This window comes from Rathayibacter sp. AY1B4, assembly GCF_002932815.1.
Classification (GTDB): Bacteria; Actinomycetota; Actinomycetes; order Actinomycetales; family Microbacteriaceae; genus Rathayibacter.
In genome coordinates this window covers 31,743-49,236 of the sequence record NZ_PSWN01000016.1, presented here as the reverse complement: position 1 = coordinate 49,236, position 17,494 = coordinate 31,743, and the positions used below count along the sequence as shown (strand labels likewise).

Below are 17,494 nucleotides of genomic sequence, written 5' to 3'. Positions count from 1 at the left end.
GCTCGCGCAGCGGCGATGGAACGCCGCCCGGAGGCCCGTCCGCCTGCGCCGGCCGCTCCGGCTCGCCCGGTGGGCTCACGTTTCTTTGCCGTGAAGCCTCCGGCGGCTCGTTCGCTGCGCTCCCTCATTGCGACCGGAGCTCTCCGCGCAAGTGGCTGCGCCACCGGCTCCTCCGAGACTTTCGGCACGCGGTCGCTGCGCTCCCTTATCTCGCGCCGAAACTCTCTACTCCGCCGCCCTCCGGGTTGCACTACGCCCTCCAGTCGCGAAGGCGGAAAACCGCCTTCCTTACCGTTATTTCCGTGGATCCGGGGCAGTTGTAGGCTCCGGAACGCGCCAGGGGTCCCGGGTATGGCTGACCGCCTTCAGCCGACTGATGGCACGCCGTGATTAGCCGCCCGGGACCCCGCAACGGCAGGACCGCTCATTGAGAAACGCGACCAGATCGCCCCGTAAGGACATGCCGGCAAGGTCGTTCACGGCGCACCGCACCCTCAACGGAAGGACCCTGCGTGCCCCAACTCTGGGCCGGTATCGACGCCGGCAAGACCGAACACCACTGCGTCGTCATCGACGCCAACGGAACCAAGCTGCTCTCCCAACGGTTCAAGAACCGAGAAACGGCGATCCTGACCCTGATGGGAGACGTCGCCTCCCTGCCAGGCGGCACCGACGTCGCCTGGGCAACGGACCTCAACCACGGCGGGACAGGGCTGCTGCAGACGCTCCTGCACTCGCATGCGCAGCCGCTGTTCTACATCTCAGGCCGCGTCGTGCATCACGCCTCGGGCGCCTACCGCGGCGAAGCCAAAACAGACGCGAAGGACGCGGTCATCATCGCCGACCAAGCGCGGACCCGGCGAGACGTGACGCTGATGCGCCAGGCCGACGAGGTCACGGCGGAACTGCGCCTGCTCTCGGCGCGACGAGAAGACCTGGTGCACGATCGCACCCGCGCCGTGAATCGCCTGCGCGCCATCCTGGTCCACTACTTTCCGTCGCTCGAGGGGGCATTCAACTACGCGACGACCAGGGGACCTCTGGTGCTGCTCACCCGGTACGCGACCCCCGGTGCGATCCGGCGCATGGGGGAGAGCCGGCTGGCGGCGTGGTTGAAGGGACAGGGCTGCTGGAAATCCGCGGCGGTCGCGAAGACGGCGGTGGAAGCCGCGCGCGAGCAGACATCGGTCGTCGTGGGGGAGGGGGCAGCGGCTCGGCTGGTGAGCCGGTCCGCGCGTGATCTCCTCCGCATCCGCGACGAGGTCGCCGAGCTCGACGGGGAGATCGAAGCCGCTTTGCAGGACAGCAGATCCGCGGATCTTCTGGTGTCGATTCCTGGGTTCGGGCGCAGGCTCGCCGCGGATTTCCTTGCCGCGACCGGTACTGACCTCGCCGCGTTCGAGACGCCCGACCGGTTGGCCAGCTTCGCGGGTCTCGCTCCCGTGCCGCGGGACTCCGGGAAGATCTCCGGCAACCATCACCGGCCACGTCGCTATGACCGGCGGCTGTTGAACGCCTGCTTCCAGGCGGAGTTCATCGCGTCGAGGAACTGCCCGGTCTCGCGCTCGTTCTACGATCGGAAACGCCAGGAGGGGAAGTCGCACAAGCAGGCTCTGATCGCTCTCGCCCGGCGCCGTATGAACGTCATCTGGGCGATCTTCCGTGACCAGACGACCTTCAACCCCACCCCGCCCCGGCCGAACGATCCCGTCACCCCGCTTCTGCAGCACGGTCCAGAGTCGCCATCGAGGAGCAGACCCACCATCGCCCTTGCGGCCGCCTGACGCGTCTAGGTGAGGAGTTCGGTCTGGATCCGGGCGGCGACGGCCTCGCGGAGGGGGCGGACGTTCTCGGTGCTCCAGTCGGTCGGGTCGGGGAACTTCCACTCCAGGAATCGGCCGGTCGGCGTTGCGGGGAGGGTGAGGCCGGGCTTCATGGTGATGACGATGTCCGCGTTCTCGAGGTCCTCGACGGTGACGGCGCGGGGGATGTGGTTCCTGATGTCGAGGCCGAGCTCGGCGACGGTCGCAGCGATCGCGGGGTTCACCGTCTCGGCGGGGGAGAGACCGGCGGAGGTGGCGGTGTAGCGGTCGCCGGCGAGGACTTCGAGCAGGCCTGCGCCGAGTTGGGAGCGGCCGGCGTTGTGCTGGCAGAGGAAGAGGACGGTGGGCTTCTCGGTCATGCGGGGATGCTGCTTCCGGTGGTGGTGCGGGTCCAGGTCTGGGTGGCGATCTGCACGGCGTCCCAGGGGGAGCCGAGCGGGGGTGTGTAGGAGAGGTCGAGGTCGGAGACCTGCTCGACGGTGAGCCCGGCGAACAGGGCGGTCGCGTACGTGTCGACGCGCTTGGCGGTCTCGGTGCCGAGGCGTCCGACGAGCTGCGCGCCGAGCAGACGTCCGTCGCGGGTGTCGCCGGTGATGCGGATCGTGATGGGCTGCGCGCCCGGGTAGTAGCGCTTGTGGTCGTCCGCGACCGCGCTCGTCGTCGCCGGCGCGAAGCCCGCGGCGAGGGCCTCGTGCTCGCGAAGGCCGGTGCGGGAGGCGACGAGGTCGAAGACCTTCACGACCTGCGTGCCGACCGAGCCGGCGAACCGGGCATCGCCGCCGAGAGCGTTCTCGCCGGCCACCCGTCCCTGCTTGTGGGCCGTGGTGCCCAGCGGCAGGTAGGTGCTGCCGAGCAGACGGTGGTGCGTGGTCACTCCGTCGCCTGCCGCGAACACGTGCGGCAGGCCCGTGCGCATCGCCTCGTCGACGACGACCGCGCGGCCGGCGCCGAGAGACGCTCCGGCGCGGGCGAGCAGGTCGGTGTTCGGCTTCACGCCGACGACGAGGAGGACGACGTCAGCGGTGCGGGTGAGAGGTGTGCCGTCGTGGTCGGCGTGCACGGCGAGGCCGGTGGCGGTCTTCTCGATCGAGGCGACGGTGGTGCGGGTGAGAACCTCGACGCCGCGCTCGGTCAGTTCGGTGTGGACGAGGGCGCCGAGTTCGGGGTCGAGGGTGGAGAGCACTTCCGGGCCGCGCTGGAGCTGGGTGACTCGGAGGCCGCGGACGGTGAGGGCTTCGGCCATCTCGAGGCCGACGTAGCCGGCGCCGACGATGATCGCGGTCTGCGGGTCTCGACTGTCGAGGAACCGCTCGAGCGCGAAGGTGTCGCCCATCGAGTGCAGCACGTGCACTCCGTCCTCCGGCCCCAGTGCGTCCACTCCCGCGATGCCGGCGGAGGAGGCGAGGGCGCCGGTGCCGACGATCAGCTCGTCGTACCCGATCCGGTCGAGCGAGCAGTCGGGGGTGCGGACGGTGAGCTGCTGCCCGGCGACGTCGATGTCCGTCGCGAAGGTGTCCAGGCGCAGGGTCATGCCGGTGGCTTCGAGATCGGCGTGGCTGCGGTGCGCAAGCGACTGCCATGGCTGCACCTCGCGGGAGAAGTAGTACGGGATCCCGCAGATGGAGAAGTTCGGGTACGAGTCGGCGACGACGACGGTCACGTCGACGGACGGGTCGAGCTCGCGGGCGCGCAGCGCGGCGGAGATCCCCGCGTCGCTGCCGCCGATAGCGACGAGATGCATCAGATGGGCCTTTCGAATCAGACGTGTGAAGAGGTCGAGGTGGCCGGGACCACAAGGTCCCCGGCGGCCCGGGCGGCGCCCGGGAAGAGGAACACGGCGATGCCGACGCCGATCGCGGCGCCGACGAGCTGCGCAGCGACGAACGGCAGGACGGAGGCGGGGGCGATGCCGGCGAAGGTGTCGGTGAAGACGCGGCCGAGAGTCACGGCGGGATTCGCGAACGAGGTCGAGGACGTGAACCAGTACGCGGCACCGATGTACGCGCCGACCGCGGCCGCCGCGAGCGGGCCTCGGTGCGTACGGGCGAGGGAGAGGATCACGAGGACCAGGCCCGCGGTGGCGACGACCTCCCCGAGCAGGTGCCCGGCAGTGACCCGCTCCGTCGTCGCGATCGAGGACGGGATTTCGAACATCGCATTCGCGAGGACCGCGCCGCCGATGCCTCCGAGCAGCTGCGCGCCCACGAACACCGCCAGCTCCCGCCCCAGCAGGCCGGTGCGGTCGCGACGACCGAGGACCGCGTCCACGGCGGAGACGAGCGGATTGAAGTGCGCCCCCGACACCGGGCCGAGAGTGAGGATCAGCACCGCCAGCCCCAGCGCGGTCGCGAGGGAGTTCTCCAGCAGTTGCAGACCGACGTCGTCCGGGGAGAGCGTCTGAGCGGCGATGCCGGAGCCGACGACGATCGCCACGAGCAGACCGGTGCCGAGGAACTCGGCCACGGCCCGACGAGCGAGCGGAGGAGGGGAAGTGGTGTCCATGTCGTCGGCCATCTTGACCGCTCACGATCACTCAGTCAAGATTGAGTCAATGAACACCGAGCGAACCGAACTCGAAGCGCGCGCCGCCCGGCACGCCGCCCTCAGCGACCCCGCGCGCCTGCGGATCACCGACCTGCTCACCCTCGGAGACCTCGCGCCGCGGGAGCTGCAGGACCGTCTTGGGATGCCCTCGAACCTCGTCGCGCACCACCTCGCCGTCCTCGAGCGCGAAGGCATGATCCTCCGTCGCCGCTCGGAGGCGGACCGGCGCCGCAGCTACGTCCATCTGATCCCCGGGGCGTTCGACCAGCTCGGGCCCTCGACCACCGCCGCAGCGCGGCGAGTGCTGTTCGTGTGCACCGCGAACTCCGCCCGCTCCAAGCTCGCCGCGCAGCTCTGGGCGCAGCGCAGCCCCATCCCCGTCGCCTCCGCCGGCACCCACCCGGCCGCCGCGGTGGCCGCCGGAGCGATTGCGACCGCCGAACGCCACGGCCTCCCGCTACCCGAAGGAGCCCCGCAGCAGCTCGCGGACGTCGCCGCCGACACAGACCTCGTGATCACCGTCTGCGACGCCGCGCACGAGGAACTCGGCTCGGACGCGCTGCACTGGTCGATCCCCGACCCGGTACCTGCCGGCACGGATGCTGCGTTCGATGCGGCCTACGACGAGCTCGCCGCGCGCGTCGACGCTCTCGCGGCGAGGGTCACGGCCGCCTGATCAGACGCGGGTGAGCATCCCGGCGAGGGAGTCGAGCGCGCCGGGGACGAGGGAGAAGTACGCCCACGTGCCGCGCTTCTCGCGGGCCAGGATCCCGGCGTCCACGAGGATCTTCAAGTGGTGCGACACGGTCGGCTGACTCAGCCCGACCGGCTCCGTGAAGTCGCACACGCACACCTCGCCCGAGCTGCTCGACGCCACGATCGACACCAGGCGGAGCCTCGCCGGATCCGCCATCGCCTTCAACGCTCGCGCCAGCAGCTCCGCGCCCTCGGCGCTCAGCGGCTCGCGCGCGAGCGGCGCGCAGCACGCGGCCGCCGCCGCGGTGAGAGTCAGCTCGGTCGTCGCCATGCCTCCACCCTCCCACACATTGACAGCCATCGATATGCCGGGGCAGACTCGATCCATCGATGACCGTCGATGTTGAGGAGTGCACCTGATGACCCTGCTGCTGACCGTCCCGCCCCGCACCGACGAGCGCCGCCTCACCGGCCTGCCCGTCGCCGTCATCGGCGCCGGCCCCGTGGGTCTCGCCGCCGCCGCGCAGCTGCTCGAGCGCGGCCTCGACGTCATCGTCTACGAGGCGGGTGAGAGCGCAGGTGCCGCTGTGCAGCAGTGGGGTCACACTCGCTTGTTCTCCCCGTGGGAGTTCCTGGTCGACGCGGCCGCCGGGCGCCTGCTCGACGCCGCCGGCTGGGAGGCCCCCGCAGCGAAGAAGCTGCCCACCGGGCACGAGTTCGTCCGCGACTACCTCGCTCCTCTCGCCGCGACCCCGGAGCTCGCCCCGGTCATCCGCTACCGCTCCCGTGTCACCGCCGTCTCTCGTGAGGGCATGGATCGCACCCGCTCCACCGGCCGCGCTGCGACCCCGTTCCTGCTGCGCCTGGACACTCCGGAGGGCGCCGTCGAGGTCACCGCGCGCGCGGTCATCGACACCTCCGGCACCTACTCCACGCCCAACGCGCTCGCCTCCGCGGGCCTTGACCCAATCGGTGTCCTTGATGTCGCGGAGCACCTCAGCCACGCACTGCCGGACGTGCTCGGTGCGGACCGTGCCCGGTTCGCCGGGAAAAGCGTCCTCGTCGTCGGCGCCGGCCACTCCGCCGCGAACACCCTGATCAAGCTCGCTCGACTCGCCCGCGAGGAACCGGAGACGAGGATCACGTGGGCGATCCGCGGCACGAGCCCGGTGCGCGTCTTCGGCTCCGGCGACGACGAGCTCGAGGAGCGCGGCAAGCTCGGCGGCACCGTCCACCAGCTCGTCCGCGACGGCGCGATCACCCTCCTGGACCGCTTCGAAATCGACCGCCTCGAGAAGACCCCCTCCGGCGGCGTCACGGTGATGGGGCGCCGCCGGAAGGAGCGCGAGAGCGTGGAAGTCGATGTCGTGGTGCAGGCCACCGGGTTCCGGCCCGACCTCGACATGCTGCGCGAGATCCGCGTCTCCCTGGACGAGATCGTGGAAGCACCCCGCGCCCTCGCCTCGCTCATCGACCCGAACCTGCACTCCTGCGGCACCGTCGACCCCCACGGCGTCGCGGAACTCGCCCACCCCGAGCCGAACTTCTTCATCGCCGGGATGAAGTCGTACGGCCGTGCGCCGACCTTCCTGCTCGCCACCGGCTACGAGCAGGTCCGCTCCATCGCGGACGAACTCGCCGGCGATCACGCCGCCGCCCGGCGCGTCCAGCTCGTGCTCCCCGAAACCGGCGTCTGCTCCACCGACATCGGATCCGCCGGAGGGAGCTGCTGCTCATGACCGCGATCCGGCCGATGACCCCCGGAGACTGGGCGGCGGTCGAGACGATCTACCGCGAGGGGATCGCGACCGGGCACGCCACCTTCGAGGCCGAACCGCCCACGCGGGAGGCGTTCGACGCGGGGAAGCTCGACGTCGGGCGCCTGGTCGCCGTCGACGGAGAACAGATCCTCGGCTGGGCCGCGTTGTCGAAGGTCTCGGCCCGCCCCGTCTACCGGGCGTGGTCGAGCACTCCGTCTACATCGCCGCCGCTGCACGTGGCCGCGGCGTCGGATCGAGGCTGCTGGCCGCGCTCATCGCCGCGGCGGACGACGCGGACCTGTGGACGATCCAGTCGAGCATCTTCCCCGAGAACACCGCCAGTCTCGCCCTCCACGACCGCGCTGGATTCCGGCGTGTGGGCATCCGGGAGCGCATCGCGCAGATGACGTACGGGCCGGAGGCTGGCCGCTGGCGCGACACGATCCTCATCGAGCGGCGGCGCCCGTGACGCCGTGACTCGTCCAGGATCCGCGTGTATCGTGATCGTCACAACGGGCCGGTTCCCGGAACGTTGCCAGCCGAAGACCCCGCCTAGCGGGGTCTTCGTTTTTAAGGCGTCCAGATCCGGTCGTGCGACGTCGACGCGTCGATCAGAGCGCCCAGGCGCGTCATCGTCGCCGCGGACTTCGGGTGCGTCTCCGTCACCGTCTGCCGACGCCGGTGCAGGTAGATCGCGAGGTCGGCCGCCTGCACCCCGGCGGCGTTCCTCGAGGACGCGAACTGGATCGGGGAGGAAATCAGGTTAAGGCGGCTCGTCAGGTAGCCCGGCGTGCCCAGTGACCGGTAGCTCTCGAACTGCCGCCGGTGCTCCTCCTGCGTCGCGATCTCGTCGGCGACGACGATCACCTCCTCGGTATCGAAGGAGAAGACGTCACGGCGGTACTCGTTCACCCGCTCGAGCAGGTGCTGCAGCACGATCTTGTGCGGCTGCTCCGGGTACCGGTACCGGGCGTTCAGGCGCTTCACGTCCACGCCCCGGAACAGGTAGCGGACTTCTGCCTCCTGCGCGATGCGCAGCGCGGCCGCGTAGATGCCCGCCGCCTCACGATGCTTCCCGCGCAGAGGAGCCCACTCGCCGGCGCCGCCCATCAGCTCGTGCCCGTGAAACTCGACATCCGCCGGCACCCCGTGATCCGCGGCGATCTGCTCCCGGAGAGCGGCGTAGCCGTGCTCGAGCTGCTCCCACTTCTCCTGTGTCGTCACGGCAGCGCCGATGAAGTAGAAGTCCTGTGTGTAGGACTCGTCCAGGTACGCGATCAGCACCCCGTCATCATGTCAGCGACCCCCGCCACCACTGGCGGCAGAACAGCCCGGACGGGCCGCTCCGGACAGCTCAAAGGCGCGAGCATGTCGCAGGAACACACATGCTCGGGGTGCATGGAGAGCACCCGATCGATCGGCTGTCACCGCTTGCGCGCGTCGGCGTCGAGGGTCTGCTGGAGAAGTCGGAGAGCCTTAGGTCCTACCCCATGGAGGGTCGCGAGGTGGTCCAGGCCCACCCGCCGCAGGTCGTCCGCATCATGCACGCCCGCTTCCTCGAGCGCGCGGGAGGCCGGGGCGCCGATGGCGGGTAGCTGTCGAGACGGTTCCATAAGTCCGACCCTACGAACCGAACTGCTGCCCCGATAGCCGATGTCATCGCTCACCTCGGCACGCCTGCGCCAGGCTGCGGCGCTACTGCGGTCGTGTTCGTTCGCCTCATCCCACGGATCGCAGCGGATCGAACTGCCGTGAAGCCGTCGAAGGACAAGCGGGAACGCTTAGCCAGGGCGCCGGTATCCCGCTGCGTCGAGGACCGCCGGCGTCATTCAGGGCGGGTTGCGCACTTGAACGTCAGGAGCGGACGAGCCGCGCGATGGCGTCGGAGGCTTCTTGCAGCTTGATCTTCGCTTCGTCGCCGCCGGCTGCGGCGGCCTCGAGGACGCAGTGGTTCAGGTGGTCGTTCAGGAGACCGAGCGCGACGGACTCGAGGGCGCTGGTCATCGCGGAGATCTGGGTGAGGATCTTGATGCAGTACTGCTCGTCTTCAACCATGTTCTGCAGGCCGCGAGCCTGCCCCTCGATGCGGCGAAGGCGGCGGAGGTACTGGTCCTTGTCGGAGATGTAGCCGTGGGCGCCGGTGATGTCGGTCTGCTCGCTCGTCTGCTCGGTCACGGTGTCCTCATCCCCCGGGTGCTGGTGCAGCTCGTCCGCTGCTGCGCGGGGCGGACGGGTACGGAGGGGGTTTTCAGCCGCTCCGGCTGCTTTCTGCATACTCTAGGGGGGTATGCATGGGCGTCCCTTCTGATGCCCTCGGACGAGTGACGAGCAGTGTCGGAGGTGTGGATCATGAGCGACAGCGTCGTTTCTAAGCTGTCCGCGCCGCTGATGCGCGCGGTGGTCGTGGTGCTGACGTTGGCGGCTCTGCTGCTGGGCGTGTTCGCGATGCACTCGATGATGGGCAGCCATTCCGACGCGTCTGTGTCCGCAGGACACACGCATGCGCAGACCGATGCTCACGCCGACCCGGTAGCTGCGTCGACAGGCGGGATGGCTCTCGTGGCTGGCGCCGATCAGGGCGCGGTCGTGCCGATGGTGCCGTGTGATGACAGTTGCGCGATGGGGTGCGCTCTGATGGCGGCGACGTGCGTCATCGTCTTCTTCCTCGCGTCCCTGATCCTCCTGGCCCGGGTGCCGGCGCTGTTCGCGCGCGTGCTCGACGCGGGTCCGCGTCTTCTGCTGCTCGTTCCGCGCGCGAAGTTCCATGTGTATCTGCCGTCGTTGACGGTGTTGTCGATCAGTCGCACCTGATTCGCCTGTCGTCGCAGCGTCCGCTGCGACCTCATCACCCCGCCCGCAGGGCGCGGTTCCGGCGATTCCTGCTACCTACTGAACGGATACGACACTCATGAACACCAAGCGCACTCTTCTCGCCTCGACTCTCGCTCTGGCGACCGCAATTACTCTGGCCGCCTGCTCGGACAGCTCCGGCACGGGCGGCATGGACCACAGCAGCTCCTCCTCGTCCGCGTCCGCGTCGCCGTCTTCGACTGCTGCGGCGGAGGCGGACTTCAACGATCAGGACGTGATGTTCGCGCAGATGATGAAGCCCCACCACGAGCAGGCGGTGGAGATGGCCGACATGATCCTCGCGAAGGACGGCATCAGCACCGACGTCACCGACCTCGCGACCCAGATCAAGGAAGCGCAGGGTCCGGAGATCGCGCAGCTCGAGGAGTGGATCAGCGCGTGGGGCGCTGAGGACTCGATGTCGGGCATGGATCACAGCATGGACGGGATGATGTCCGACGAGGACATGTCCTCGCTGGAGAGCGCGACCGGCGCCGAGGCGGAGACGCTGTTCCTCGAGCAGATGATGATGCACCACGAGGGCGCCGTGGAGATGGCGCAGACCGAGGTCGACGAGGGCCAGAACGCGGACGCCATCGACATGGCGAACACGATCGTGCAGACCCAGACCGAGGAGATCGCAACCATGCAGGATCTCCTCGCGTCCCGCTGACCCGTCTTTCTGACGCCCCTTCCCCCTCCTGGGCAGGCGGAGCGCTGCTGCGTCGCGCCCGTGCGCGCTACCGCCGCGCCCCGGTGGGGGTCGCCGTACCTGGCGATCCCCACCCTCTACTTCTTCGCGCCCTCTGAGGGCGCTCGAACCAGAAACGTCCCCCTATGCACCGCCTTCCTCTTCACCCCCGTCCGCTTCGCTCGGGAGTCGCCCGGTGAGCGCCGCGTCGACGCCGACGAGCGACCCGCGCCGCCGCGACGTGCACCGCACCCGAACCCGCACCCGCGATGCCTCCCCGCGGCAGGCTGCGCTCACGCTCGGACGCCGGGTGACGTACACGGCGCCCTCGCGAGCCGACGCGCAGGCGTTGCAGCACGCCGCCCGCGTCGCGGCCCGCCCGCGCCCGGCCCCGCCGGGCACGGCCACGATGCGGCCGCGCCTGGCTGGGATGTCCGCGATGACTCTCGTCACGATGATCGCGGTGACCTCCTCCATGCCCGCGTTCGCCGTCGACGGCACCCCGACCAAGACCACGACCCTGGCCGTCAGCGAGGCGCAGCCGCAGACGTTCGTCGCGGCCGGCGCGGTGCAGCTCACCGTCACCCGGGACACGTTCGGCGCGGAAGCCAAACCCGAGGTGCTGGTGACCGCCGCCGTCGCCACGGAACTCGTGGACGACGCATCAGAAGAGTCCGCCGCATCCACTGAGGACAGCGAGGTCGCGTCCGCTACCTGGCGGGTGCCGGTCGCGGGGCGCATCTCGAGCACGTTCGGTCCTCGCCCGGATGCCCCGGTCGCGGGCGTGAGCGCGTTCCACAAGGGCACCGACCTCGCCGCCCCCTGCGGAACCCCGGTGGTCGCAGCGACTGGCGGCACGGTCGAGGAAGCCGGCTACGCCGGCAGCTACGGCAACTGGATCCTGCTGGCGAGCAGCGACGGCATCGAGACCGGCTACGCGCACAACAGCGACCTGCTCGTGGACGTGGGTGACACGGTCGCCGCCGGCGACCTGATCGCTCTCGTGGGCTCCACCGGCGCCTCCTCCGGCTGTCACCTGCACTTTGAAACGCGCGTGGACGGGAGCCCCGTGGACCCGGAAGGCTTCATGAGCGATCTGGGTGTCGGCCTTGGCTGAGCATTGCGGGCACCGCTCGCGCCGCACGCGGCGTCTCGCCGTCATCGTCGGCGCCGCCGTGACGGTGGCGCTGCTCACCGGCTGCGTTTCGTCAGGCCGCGTGGAGACGGGCGCGCTCGTGGCCGCGCCGGCAGGGTTGGAGCACGTGCACGGGCTGGGCTGGGATCCGGTGACCGGGCTCACCTACGCGGCTGCGCACTCGGGAGTGTGGGTGATCCCCACCGACACCCTCCCGGACACCTACCCGGCCAGCCCCACCCCGACCGACGACGAAGCGGGCGGAGGGCCGGTCGCCGGCCGGGCGCAGGACACGATGGGGTTCACGATCACCCCGGAGGGAGTGTTCTACGCCTCCGGGCATCCCGACCCCGCCGACAGGTCCGCGCCAGGACCCAACCTGGGTCTGATCCGCAGCATCGATGCGGCCGCGACCTGGGAGCCGGTGTCCCTGAGTGGGGAGACGGATTTCCACGACCTCGCGACCGTCGCTCTCACCGATGCGGCGACCCGCGTGTACGGGTACGACGCGAGCCGCGGCGTCATCCTCCGCAGCGACGACTCCGGCGCCGCATGGACCCCGTCTGCGCAACTGCCGCTGCGCGATCTGACCGTGGACCCCGAGCGTCCCGACCGGGTGTTCGCGACGACCGAGACGGGCTTACAGGTCAGCGAGGTCGCCGCGGTCACGTTCCGGCCCGTCTCCGGCGCGCCCGCCCTGTTCCTCGTGGACGGCAGTGCCGGCGGGCAGCTGGTCGGTGTCGACGTCGACGGGACGTTGTGGACGGGAACTCTCGAGGGCTCCTGGCAGAGCCACGGAACCCTCGAGGGGCAGCCGGAGGCGTTCGCGCTCGTCGACGGCGAAGAACAGTGGGTCCTTGCCGCCGACGAGCGCGGAGTGGTCGCCTCCGGCGACTACGGGCGCACCTGGACGGTACTGCGGCCCTCCTCGTGACGGACTGGGCTGGTGTCGCGTTCGCGCGCGGCGCGGGTGCTGGCCTGCGGGGACAGCTCCAGGCGGCGCAGCAGCTGCGCGTTCACGGCGACGACGACCGTGGACGCGGACATCAGCAGAGCCCCGACCGACATCGGCAGCACGAACCCGATCGGCGCGAGCACTCCCGCGGCCAGGGGGACGGAGAGGAGGTTGTAGCCGGCCGCCCACCACAGGTTCTGCTTCATCTTCCGGTAGCTGGCCCGGGACAGCTCGATCACGGACAGCACCGACCGGGGGTCATCGGAGGCCAGGATCACCCCGGCGGATGCGATCGCGACATCGGTGCCTGCGCCGATCGCGATTCCCACGTCGGCCTGCGCGAGAGCGGGAGCGTCGTTGACGCCGTCACCGACCATCGCGACCCGTCGGCCCTCGCGCTGCAACTCGATGACCTTCGCGGCCTTGTCCTCCGGCTTCACGCCGGCGAACACCCGGTCGATGCCGAGCTCCTCGCCCACGGTGCGGGCGACCGCTTCCGCGTCGCCGGTGATCATGACCACCTGCACGCCGATCGCGTGCAGCGCGTCGACAGCCTGCCGGGACTCCTCCCGCACCTCATCCGCGAGCCCGAGAGCCCCGATGACCCGACCGCCGGCGAGGACGTGGAGGATGATCATCCCCTCCGCCTCCCACGCGCGCGTCTGCTCGAGCGCGGCAGCGTCGTGCGCGCGCAGCATCGACGGACCGCCCACGCTCACCGCACGCCCCTCGACCTGCGCCGTGACGCCGACAGCGGTCGACGCCTGGAAACCGGTCGCTGCCGGCACCCGCACGCCGCGGCTGTTCGCGGCTGCCACGATCGCCCGAGCGAGAGGGTGCTCACTGTCCGCCTCGACCGCCGCAGCGACCGCGAGCAGCTGCTCCTCGTTCACCCCGTCGACAGTGTGCACGGCGGCGAGCGTCGGCTCGCCCTTGGTCAGGGTGCCCGTCTTGTCGAACAGGACCGTGGTCACCGTGCGCATGCTCTCCAACGCGAGACGGTCCTTGACGAGGACGCCGCCCTTCGCGGCCCGCTCGGTCGCGATGGACACCACCAGCGGGATCGCGAGTCCCAGCGCGTGCGGGCACGCGATGACCAGAACCGTGATGGTGCGGATCACCGCCTCGTCGGGACTGCCCAGCAGCGACCACACGATCGCGGTGATCACTCCCGCGCCCAACGCGAACCAGAACAACCACCCGGCGGCAACATCAGCGATGCGCTGCGCCCGGGAGGACGAGTTCTGCGCCTCCGTGACCAGGCGCTGGATGCCGGCGAGAGCGGTGTCGTCGCCGACGGCCGTCACCTCCACCCGCAACGCCGTGTCCGTGGCGACCGTGCCGGCCACGACCATCGATCCCGGGCCGCGACTGACCGGGCGGGACTCCCCGGTGATCATCGACTCATCCACGTCCGCGGTGCCCTCCAGCACCCGGCCGTCCGCCGGCACCCGGCCGCCGGGACGCACGACCACGACATCCCCCTGCACCAGGTCCGCGGGAGACACCTTCTCCACCTCACCCTCGCGCACCCGCTCCGCCTCATCCGGCAGCAGCGCCGCGAGAGAGTCCAGCGAGGAGGACGTCTGCGCGAGAGAGCGCATCTCGATCCAGTGCCCGAGCAGCATGATCACGATCAGCAGCGCCAGCTCCCACCAGAAGTCCAGCTCGTGATCCAGCAGCCCCGCGCTCGCACCCCACGACGCGAGGAACGCGACCGTGATCGCCAGAGCGATCAGCAGCATCATCCCCGGCGTCCTCGAGCGCAGCTCCGACACCGCCCCCTGCAGGAAGGGCCGGCCGCCCCAGACGTACATCACCGTCCCGAGCACCGGCGAGATCCAGCCGACCCCCGCAACGTCGGGGAGGGAGTAGCCCAGGATCATCGAGAACATGCCGCTGAACACGACCACCGGCACCGCGAACACCAGCATGATCCAGAACAACCGCCGGAACTGGCCGACATGATCGCCGTGGCCGCCGTGGCCGCCGTGGCCGCCGTGGCCGCCGTGGCCGGCAGCGCCCGCCGTCATGTTGTGGCCTGCGTGAGGATCAGGCGCTCCGCGCATCTGGTGCCCGGCGTGCCCGTCAGGGGCCGTACTCACGTGATGACCTGTCCTTCCCGCGTCGACGTCGCGTGCTTCGACGGTGCGGTGAGCACTCTCGTGCTCGTCATCGTGCAGGTGGTGCTGCGCCATCATGACTCCTTCCGGCCGCTTCCGGCCTGATCCGACGGTATACCCCCCGGGGGTATCAGACAACGGGGTGATCGGGCGGAAGATTCCCGACTTGACCGAAGATGTCGGGGCAGGGGCAACGCACCACATCGATACGGGATGGGTTGGGCGGGTGCCTAGGCTGAGCGCATGAGTGACTCCAACCCGTCTGGCACGCCGTCGCCCGTCCCGGAGCGCCCCCGCTGGGTGAAGGTGTTCATGGTCGTCGTCGTCGTCCTCGCGATCGGCTTCATCGTCGTGCACCTGCTCACCGGCGGCGGGGCGCAGATGATGAATCACTGATGATGCTCGGCCCGCGAGCTCGCCGAGTCGCCCTCACCGTCCACGTCCTGGTGTCCGTGGGCTGGTTCGGCGCGGTGGGCGCGTTCCTCGCGATCGCGCTCGTCGGAGCGACCAGCAGCGACCCCTTCACGGTCCGAAGCGCCTACTTGGCGTTGGACCCGCTGGGGACGTTCGTCATCATCCCGTTCGCCCTCGCCTCCCTCGCCACCGGAATCCTGCAAGGCCTCGGAACGCACTGGGGACTGGTGCGCCACTACTGGGTGGCGATCAAGCTGTGGCTGAGTGTCTTCGCAACCGCAGTCCTCCTGCTGCACACGCGCCTCATCGAGACGATGTCCCTCGCCGCCCGCCACGGGCTCATCCCCTCCACGCTCGAGGGAACCCGCACGCAACTGGTCGTCGCGACCGCCGGCGGCGCCGTCGTTCTCGTGGTTATCACCGCCCTGTCCGTCCTCAAGCCTCGCGGCCGCACCCGGCTCGGGCTGAGAGCAACCCGAACGACCTGACCGGCGTTGAGTTCCGGCGTGTCAGCGCCGAGACAATGAGGAGGCGCGGGGGTGATCGCTGCCCGGGCGCAGCGCTATCCAGAGCCCGCACCGCCGGCACACGTACGCGGCGCCATCGTTGAGTGCGTGAACCTGACGTCGACGGCGGGCCCGTCCGCAGCAGGAACAGGTGACGGAGGAATCAGGGTTCACGGGCAGCGATCGCTTCCACGAGCTGCTCCGTCGTCGGAAGACCCGCCAGCCCGCTCGGCGTGAAGTAGATCCGACAGGCAAGATCCGTGGTCCGCCCGCCCGACGGGAACAGGTCTTCCCCGTCGAGGGTGATCGTCGGGGAACCCGCGAAAGCGACGCCGGCGGCGTCCTCCGGTGTCGCCAGAAGCCGGTAGGTGACGGGGATGTCGGAGTGGCCGGTGGACTTCAGCGCCTGGTCCAGGCGAGGGCCGACGTCCTTCCAGTTCGGGCAGTCGTCGATGTGAAGAACCTCGATCATCATTCTCCGATCATCCTCCCGCCGTGCGCGTCGCACCCGAGGAGAGCACTTCTGAGGTTGAGGGTGTCTGCCCCGGAACATCGATCGTCAGCCCGCTCGTGGCTCGCCTGTCGGCGCCCGCTCTAGTCATCGTCATCGTCGTCTTCTACGAGCTCGCCTTCCCAGGCCTCGCGTCCCTCGTGAATGGCGAAGAGAGCGATGACGAACCCTGCAACCGGGTCAAGCCACGCGGCTCCAGTGAGGGCGTAGAGGACGAGCCCGACGAGGGTGGAGACGCTCAACAGCACGCAGATCCGAGTCTCCGCTGCGTCCGCGAGGATCAGGGGGTCTCCGAGCCTCTTCCCGACACGCGTTTTCACCGCCGCAAGGACCGGCATGACGATGATCGAGAGGATCAGGAGCACGATGCTGACCGGGGAGGACTCGGGAGCGTCACCCGCGATCAGGCTGCGGATGCCCTCGATGCTCACGTAGGCGGCGAGGAGGAAGAACGTCACGGCGACGAACTTCAACGTGCGCCGCTCCTTCGCTTCGTCCGCCTCACCATGCCGCAGCCGCGCCGCCAGGCGCAGCCCTACCAGCACGGCGGCGATCGACTCGATGCCGGAGTCGATGCCGAACCCGATCACGGACACGAGTCCCGCGGCGATACCGGCCGCGATCGCGACGATGCCCTCGATGACGTTGTAGGCGACGGTGAACTGCGCCAGGCGCAGCCCGCGTCGGGTCAGCTGTTCGGTCTCGGCGGGGGTGAGTGCGCTCATTCGGTGGTCCTCTCGGGGCGGGGGTGACGGGTCAGATGGGGAGGACGAATCCGTTGATCAGGTTCTGGAGGCGGTAGATCAACTGGGTCCACAGGCCGCTGACCATGGCGGTGCCGATGAGGATGAGTAGCCCTCCGCCGAGGAGGTTGATGGTGCGGATGTGGCGTTTGAGGAAGCTGGTCGCGGTGGCGGCCCAGGAGAATCCGAGGGCGATCAGCAGGAACGGCAGTCCCAGGCCCAGGCAGTACAGCAGGCCGAGGAACGCGCCGCGGCCGGCGGAGGCGCCGTCCAGGCTCAGCGCGGAGATCGCGGCGAGGGTGGGCCCGAAGCAGGGTGTCCAGCCGAGCCCGAACACCACACCGAGCAGGGGTGCTCCGGCGAGTCCGGTCGCGGGTTTCCAGCGGGGGCGGATGGTGCGTTGCAGGAACCGGACCTGCCCGATGAACACGACGCCCATGAGGATCACGAGCACTCCGAGGATGCGGGTGACGGTGTCCTGCCATTCGAGCAGCCATGTCCCGAGGGCGCCGAACGCGGCGCCGTAGGCGATGAAGACGACGGCGAAACCGGCGATGAACAGGCCCACTCCGGCGACGAGGCGGCGCCGGCTGCCTGTGGCGAGGTCGGGGTTTCCGCCGATGTAGGCGAGGTAGCCGGGGACGAGGGGGAGCACGCACGGGGACGCGAACGAGACGAGGCCGGCGAGGACCGCGATGGGCGCGGCGAGCAGGAGTTGGCCGCTGAACACAGCCTCTCCCCAG

The 17,494-nt window shown here is 69.8% G+C and carries 19 protein-coding genes and 1 pseudogene; 10 read left to right on the top strand and 10 right to left on the bottom strand.

Annotation, left to right across the window (positions count from 1 at the left end; all coding sequences use genetic code 11):
* The first annotated feature begins 512 nt into the window (after positions 1 to 512).
* Positions 513 to 1,784 (top strand): IS110 family transposase, encoded by a 1,272-nt coding sequence (locus C5D66_RS11590; protein ID WP_258063899.1) that lies wholly within the window; start codon positions 513 to 515, stop codon positions 1,782 to 1,784.
* 5 nt (positions 1,785 to 1,789) lie between these two features.
* Here the strand turns inward: C5D66_RS11590 and C5D66_RS11585 are convergent, their stop codons facing one another.
* From C5D66_RS11585 to C5D66_RS11575, 3 genes are read right to left on the bottom strand one after another with little or no spacing between them, the layout of a single operon-like run.
* Positions 1,790 to 2,182 (bottom strand): low molecular weight phosphatase family protein, encoded by a 393-nt coding sequence (locus C5D66_RS11585; RefSeq protein WP_055794495.1) that lies wholly within the window; start codon positions 2,180 to 2,182, stop codon positions 1,790 to 1,792.
* A complete protein-coding gene (locus C5D66_RS11580; protein WP_055794493.1) occupies positions 2,179 to 3,564 on the bottom strand; it encodes an FAD-dependent oxidoreductase in 1,386 nt (461 codons plus the stop codon). The genes C5D66_RS11585 and C5D66_RS11580 overlap by 4 nt, the downstream gene beginning before the upstream one ends.
* A gap of 17 nt (positions 3,565 to 3,581) precedes the next feature.
* Positions 3,582 to 4,325, bottom strand: coding sequence for an MIP/aquaporin family protein (locus C5D66_RS11575; RefSeq protein WP_181028834.1), 744 nt, complete (start codon positions 4,323 to 4,325; stop codon positions 3,582 to 3,584).
* 49 nt (positions 4,326 to 4,374) lie between these two features.
* On the opposite strand from C5D66_RS11575, the gene C5D66_RS11570 reads away from it, so the two are divergent.
* Complete coding sequence (locus C5D66_RS11570) at positions 4,375 to 5,043, top strand: helix-turn-helix domain-containing protein (RefSeq protein ID WP_055794490.1); 669 nt, start codon at positions 4,375 to 4,377, stop codon at positions 5,041 to 5,043.
* Here the strand turns inward: C5D66_RS11570 and C5D66_RS11565 are convergent, their stop codons facing one another.
* Positions 5,044 to 5,394 (bottom strand): helix-turn-helix transcriptional regulator, encoded by a 351-nt coding sequence (locus tag C5D66_RS11565; protein WP_055794488.1) that lies wholly within the window; start codon positions 5,392 to 5,394, stop codon positions 5,044 to 5,046.
* An 88-nt stretch (positions 5,395 to 5,482) separates the two neighbouring features.
* Here C5D66_RS11565 and C5D66_RS11560 point away from each other — a divergent pair, with 88 nt between their 5' ends.
* Both C5D66_RS11560 and C5D66_RS11555 read left to right on the top strand, forming a co-directional pair.
* A complete protein-coding gene (locus C5D66_RS11560) occupies positions 5,483 to 6,802 on the top strand; it encodes an FAD-dependent oxidoreductase (RefSeq protein ID WP_104256096.1) in 1,320 nt (439 codons plus the stop codon).
* Positions 6,799 to 7,292 (top strand): annotated as a pseudogene (locus tag C5D66_RS11555) (GNAT family N-acetyltransferase). The gene C5D66_RS11560 and the pseudogene C5D66_RS11555 overlap by 4 nt, the downstream one beginning before the upstream one ends.
* Before the next feature lie 101 nt (positions 7,293 to 7,393).
* On the opposite strand, the gene C5D66_RS11550 reads toward C5D66_RS11555, so the two are convergent.
* Positions 7,394 to 8,107, bottom strand: coding sequence for a DUF3800 domain-containing protein (locus C5D66_RS11550; RefSeq protein ID WP_055794482.1), 714 nt, complete (start codon positions 8,105 to 8,107; stop codon positions 7,394 to 7,396).
* Positions 8,108 to 8,677: 570 nt separating this feature from the next.
* Positions 8,678 to 8,998, bottom strand: a complete 321-nt coding sequence (locus tag C5D66_RS11540; protein ID WP_055794478.1) for a metal-sensitive transcriptional regulator — start codon at positions 8,996 to 8,998, stop codon at positions 8,678 to 8,680.
* Positions 8,999 to 9,172: 174 nt separating this feature from the next.
* On the opposite strand from C5D66_RS11540, the gene C5D66_RS11535 reads away from it, so the two are divergent.
* From C5D66_RS11535 to C5D66_RS11520, 4 genes are all read left to right on the top strand, one after another.
* On the top strand, positions 9,173 to 9,634 hold the full coding sequence (locus C5D66_RS11535; RefSeq protein WP_146078443.1) for a hypothetical protein: 462 nt from the start codon (positions 9,173 to 9,175) through the stop codon (positions 9,632 to 9,634).
* Between the two features lie 97 nt (positions 9,635 to 9,731).
* Complete coding sequence (locus C5D66_RS11530; RefSeq protein WP_104256095.1) at positions 9,732 to 10,346, top strand: DUF305 domain-containing protein; 615 nt, start codon at positions 9,732 to 9,734, stop codon at positions 10,344 to 10,346.
* Positions 10,347 to 10,818: 472 nt separating this feature from the next.
* A complete protein-coding gene (locus C5D66_RS11525; protein WP_146078442.1) occupies positions 10,819 to 11,481 on the top strand; it encodes a M23 family metallopeptidase in 663 nt (220 codons plus the stop codon).
* Positions 11,474 to 12,433 (top strand): F510_1955 family glycosylhydrolase, encoded by a 960-nt coding sequence (locus C5D66_RS11520; protein WP_146079323.1) that lies wholly within the window; start codon positions 11,474 to 11,476, stop codon positions 12,431 to 12,433. Before C5D66_RS11525 ends, C5D66_RS11520 begins: the two co-directional genes overlap by 8 nt.
* Here the strand turns inward: C5D66_RS11520 and C5D66_RS11515 are convergent.
* Positions 12,394 to 14,487: a heavy metal translocating P-type ATPase gene (locus C5D66_RS11515; RefSeq protein WP_374953324.1), complete on the bottom strand. Its 2,094-nt coding sequence runs from the start codon at positions 14,485 to 14,487 to the stop codon at positions 12,394 to 12,396. The genes C5D66_RS11520 and C5D66_RS11515 overlap by 40 nt on opposite strands.
* Positions 14,488 to 14,820: 333 nt before the next feature.
* On the opposite strand from C5D66_RS11515, the gene C5D66_RS17180 reads away from it, so the two are divergent.
* Both C5D66_RS17180 and C5D66_RS11510 read left to right on the top strand, forming a co-directional pair.
* Entirely contained in the window at positions 14,821 to 14,973 is a 153-nt protein-coding gene (locus C5D66_RS17180; protein ID WP_157603228.1) for a hypothetical protein, read from the top strand.
* Positions 14,973 to 15,479, top strand: coding sequence for a DUF2269 domain-containing protein (locus C5D66_RS11510; protein ID WP_219812359.1), 507 nt, complete (start codon positions 14,973 to 14,975; stop codon positions 15,477 to 15,479). Before C5D66_RS17180 ends, C5D66_RS11510 begins: the two co-directional genes overlap by 1 nt.
* Before the next feature lie 181 nt (positions 15,480 to 15,660).
* Here the strand turns inward: C5D66_RS11510 and C5D66_RS11505 are convergent, their stop codons facing one another.
* The 3 genes from C5D66_RS11505 to C5D66_RS11495 form a co-directional block, all read right to left on the bottom strand.
* Complete coding sequence (locus C5D66_RS11505; RefSeq protein WP_055794463.1) at positions 15,661 to 15,972, bottom strand: hypothetical protein; 312 nt, start codon at positions 15,970 to 15,972, stop codon at positions 15,661 to 15,663.
* A gap of 119 nt (positions 15,973 to 16,091) precedes the next feature.
* Complete coding sequence (locus C5D66_RS11500) at positions 16,092 to 16,733, bottom strand: cation diffusion facilitator family transporter (protein WP_055794460.1); 642 nt, start codon at positions 16,731 to 16,733, stop codon at positions 16,092 to 16,094.
* A 31-nt stretch (positions 16,734 to 16,764) separates the two neighbouring features.
* The gene (locus tag C5D66_RS11495) at positions 16,765 to 17,481 is read right to left on the bottom strand and encodes a cytochrome c biogenesis CcdA family protein (RefSeq protein WP_374952936.1); all 717 of its coding nucleotides are present in this window, start codon (positions 17,479 to 17,481) and stop codon (positions 16,765 to 16,767) included.
* Positions 17,482 to 17,494 lie beyond the last annotated feature (13 nt).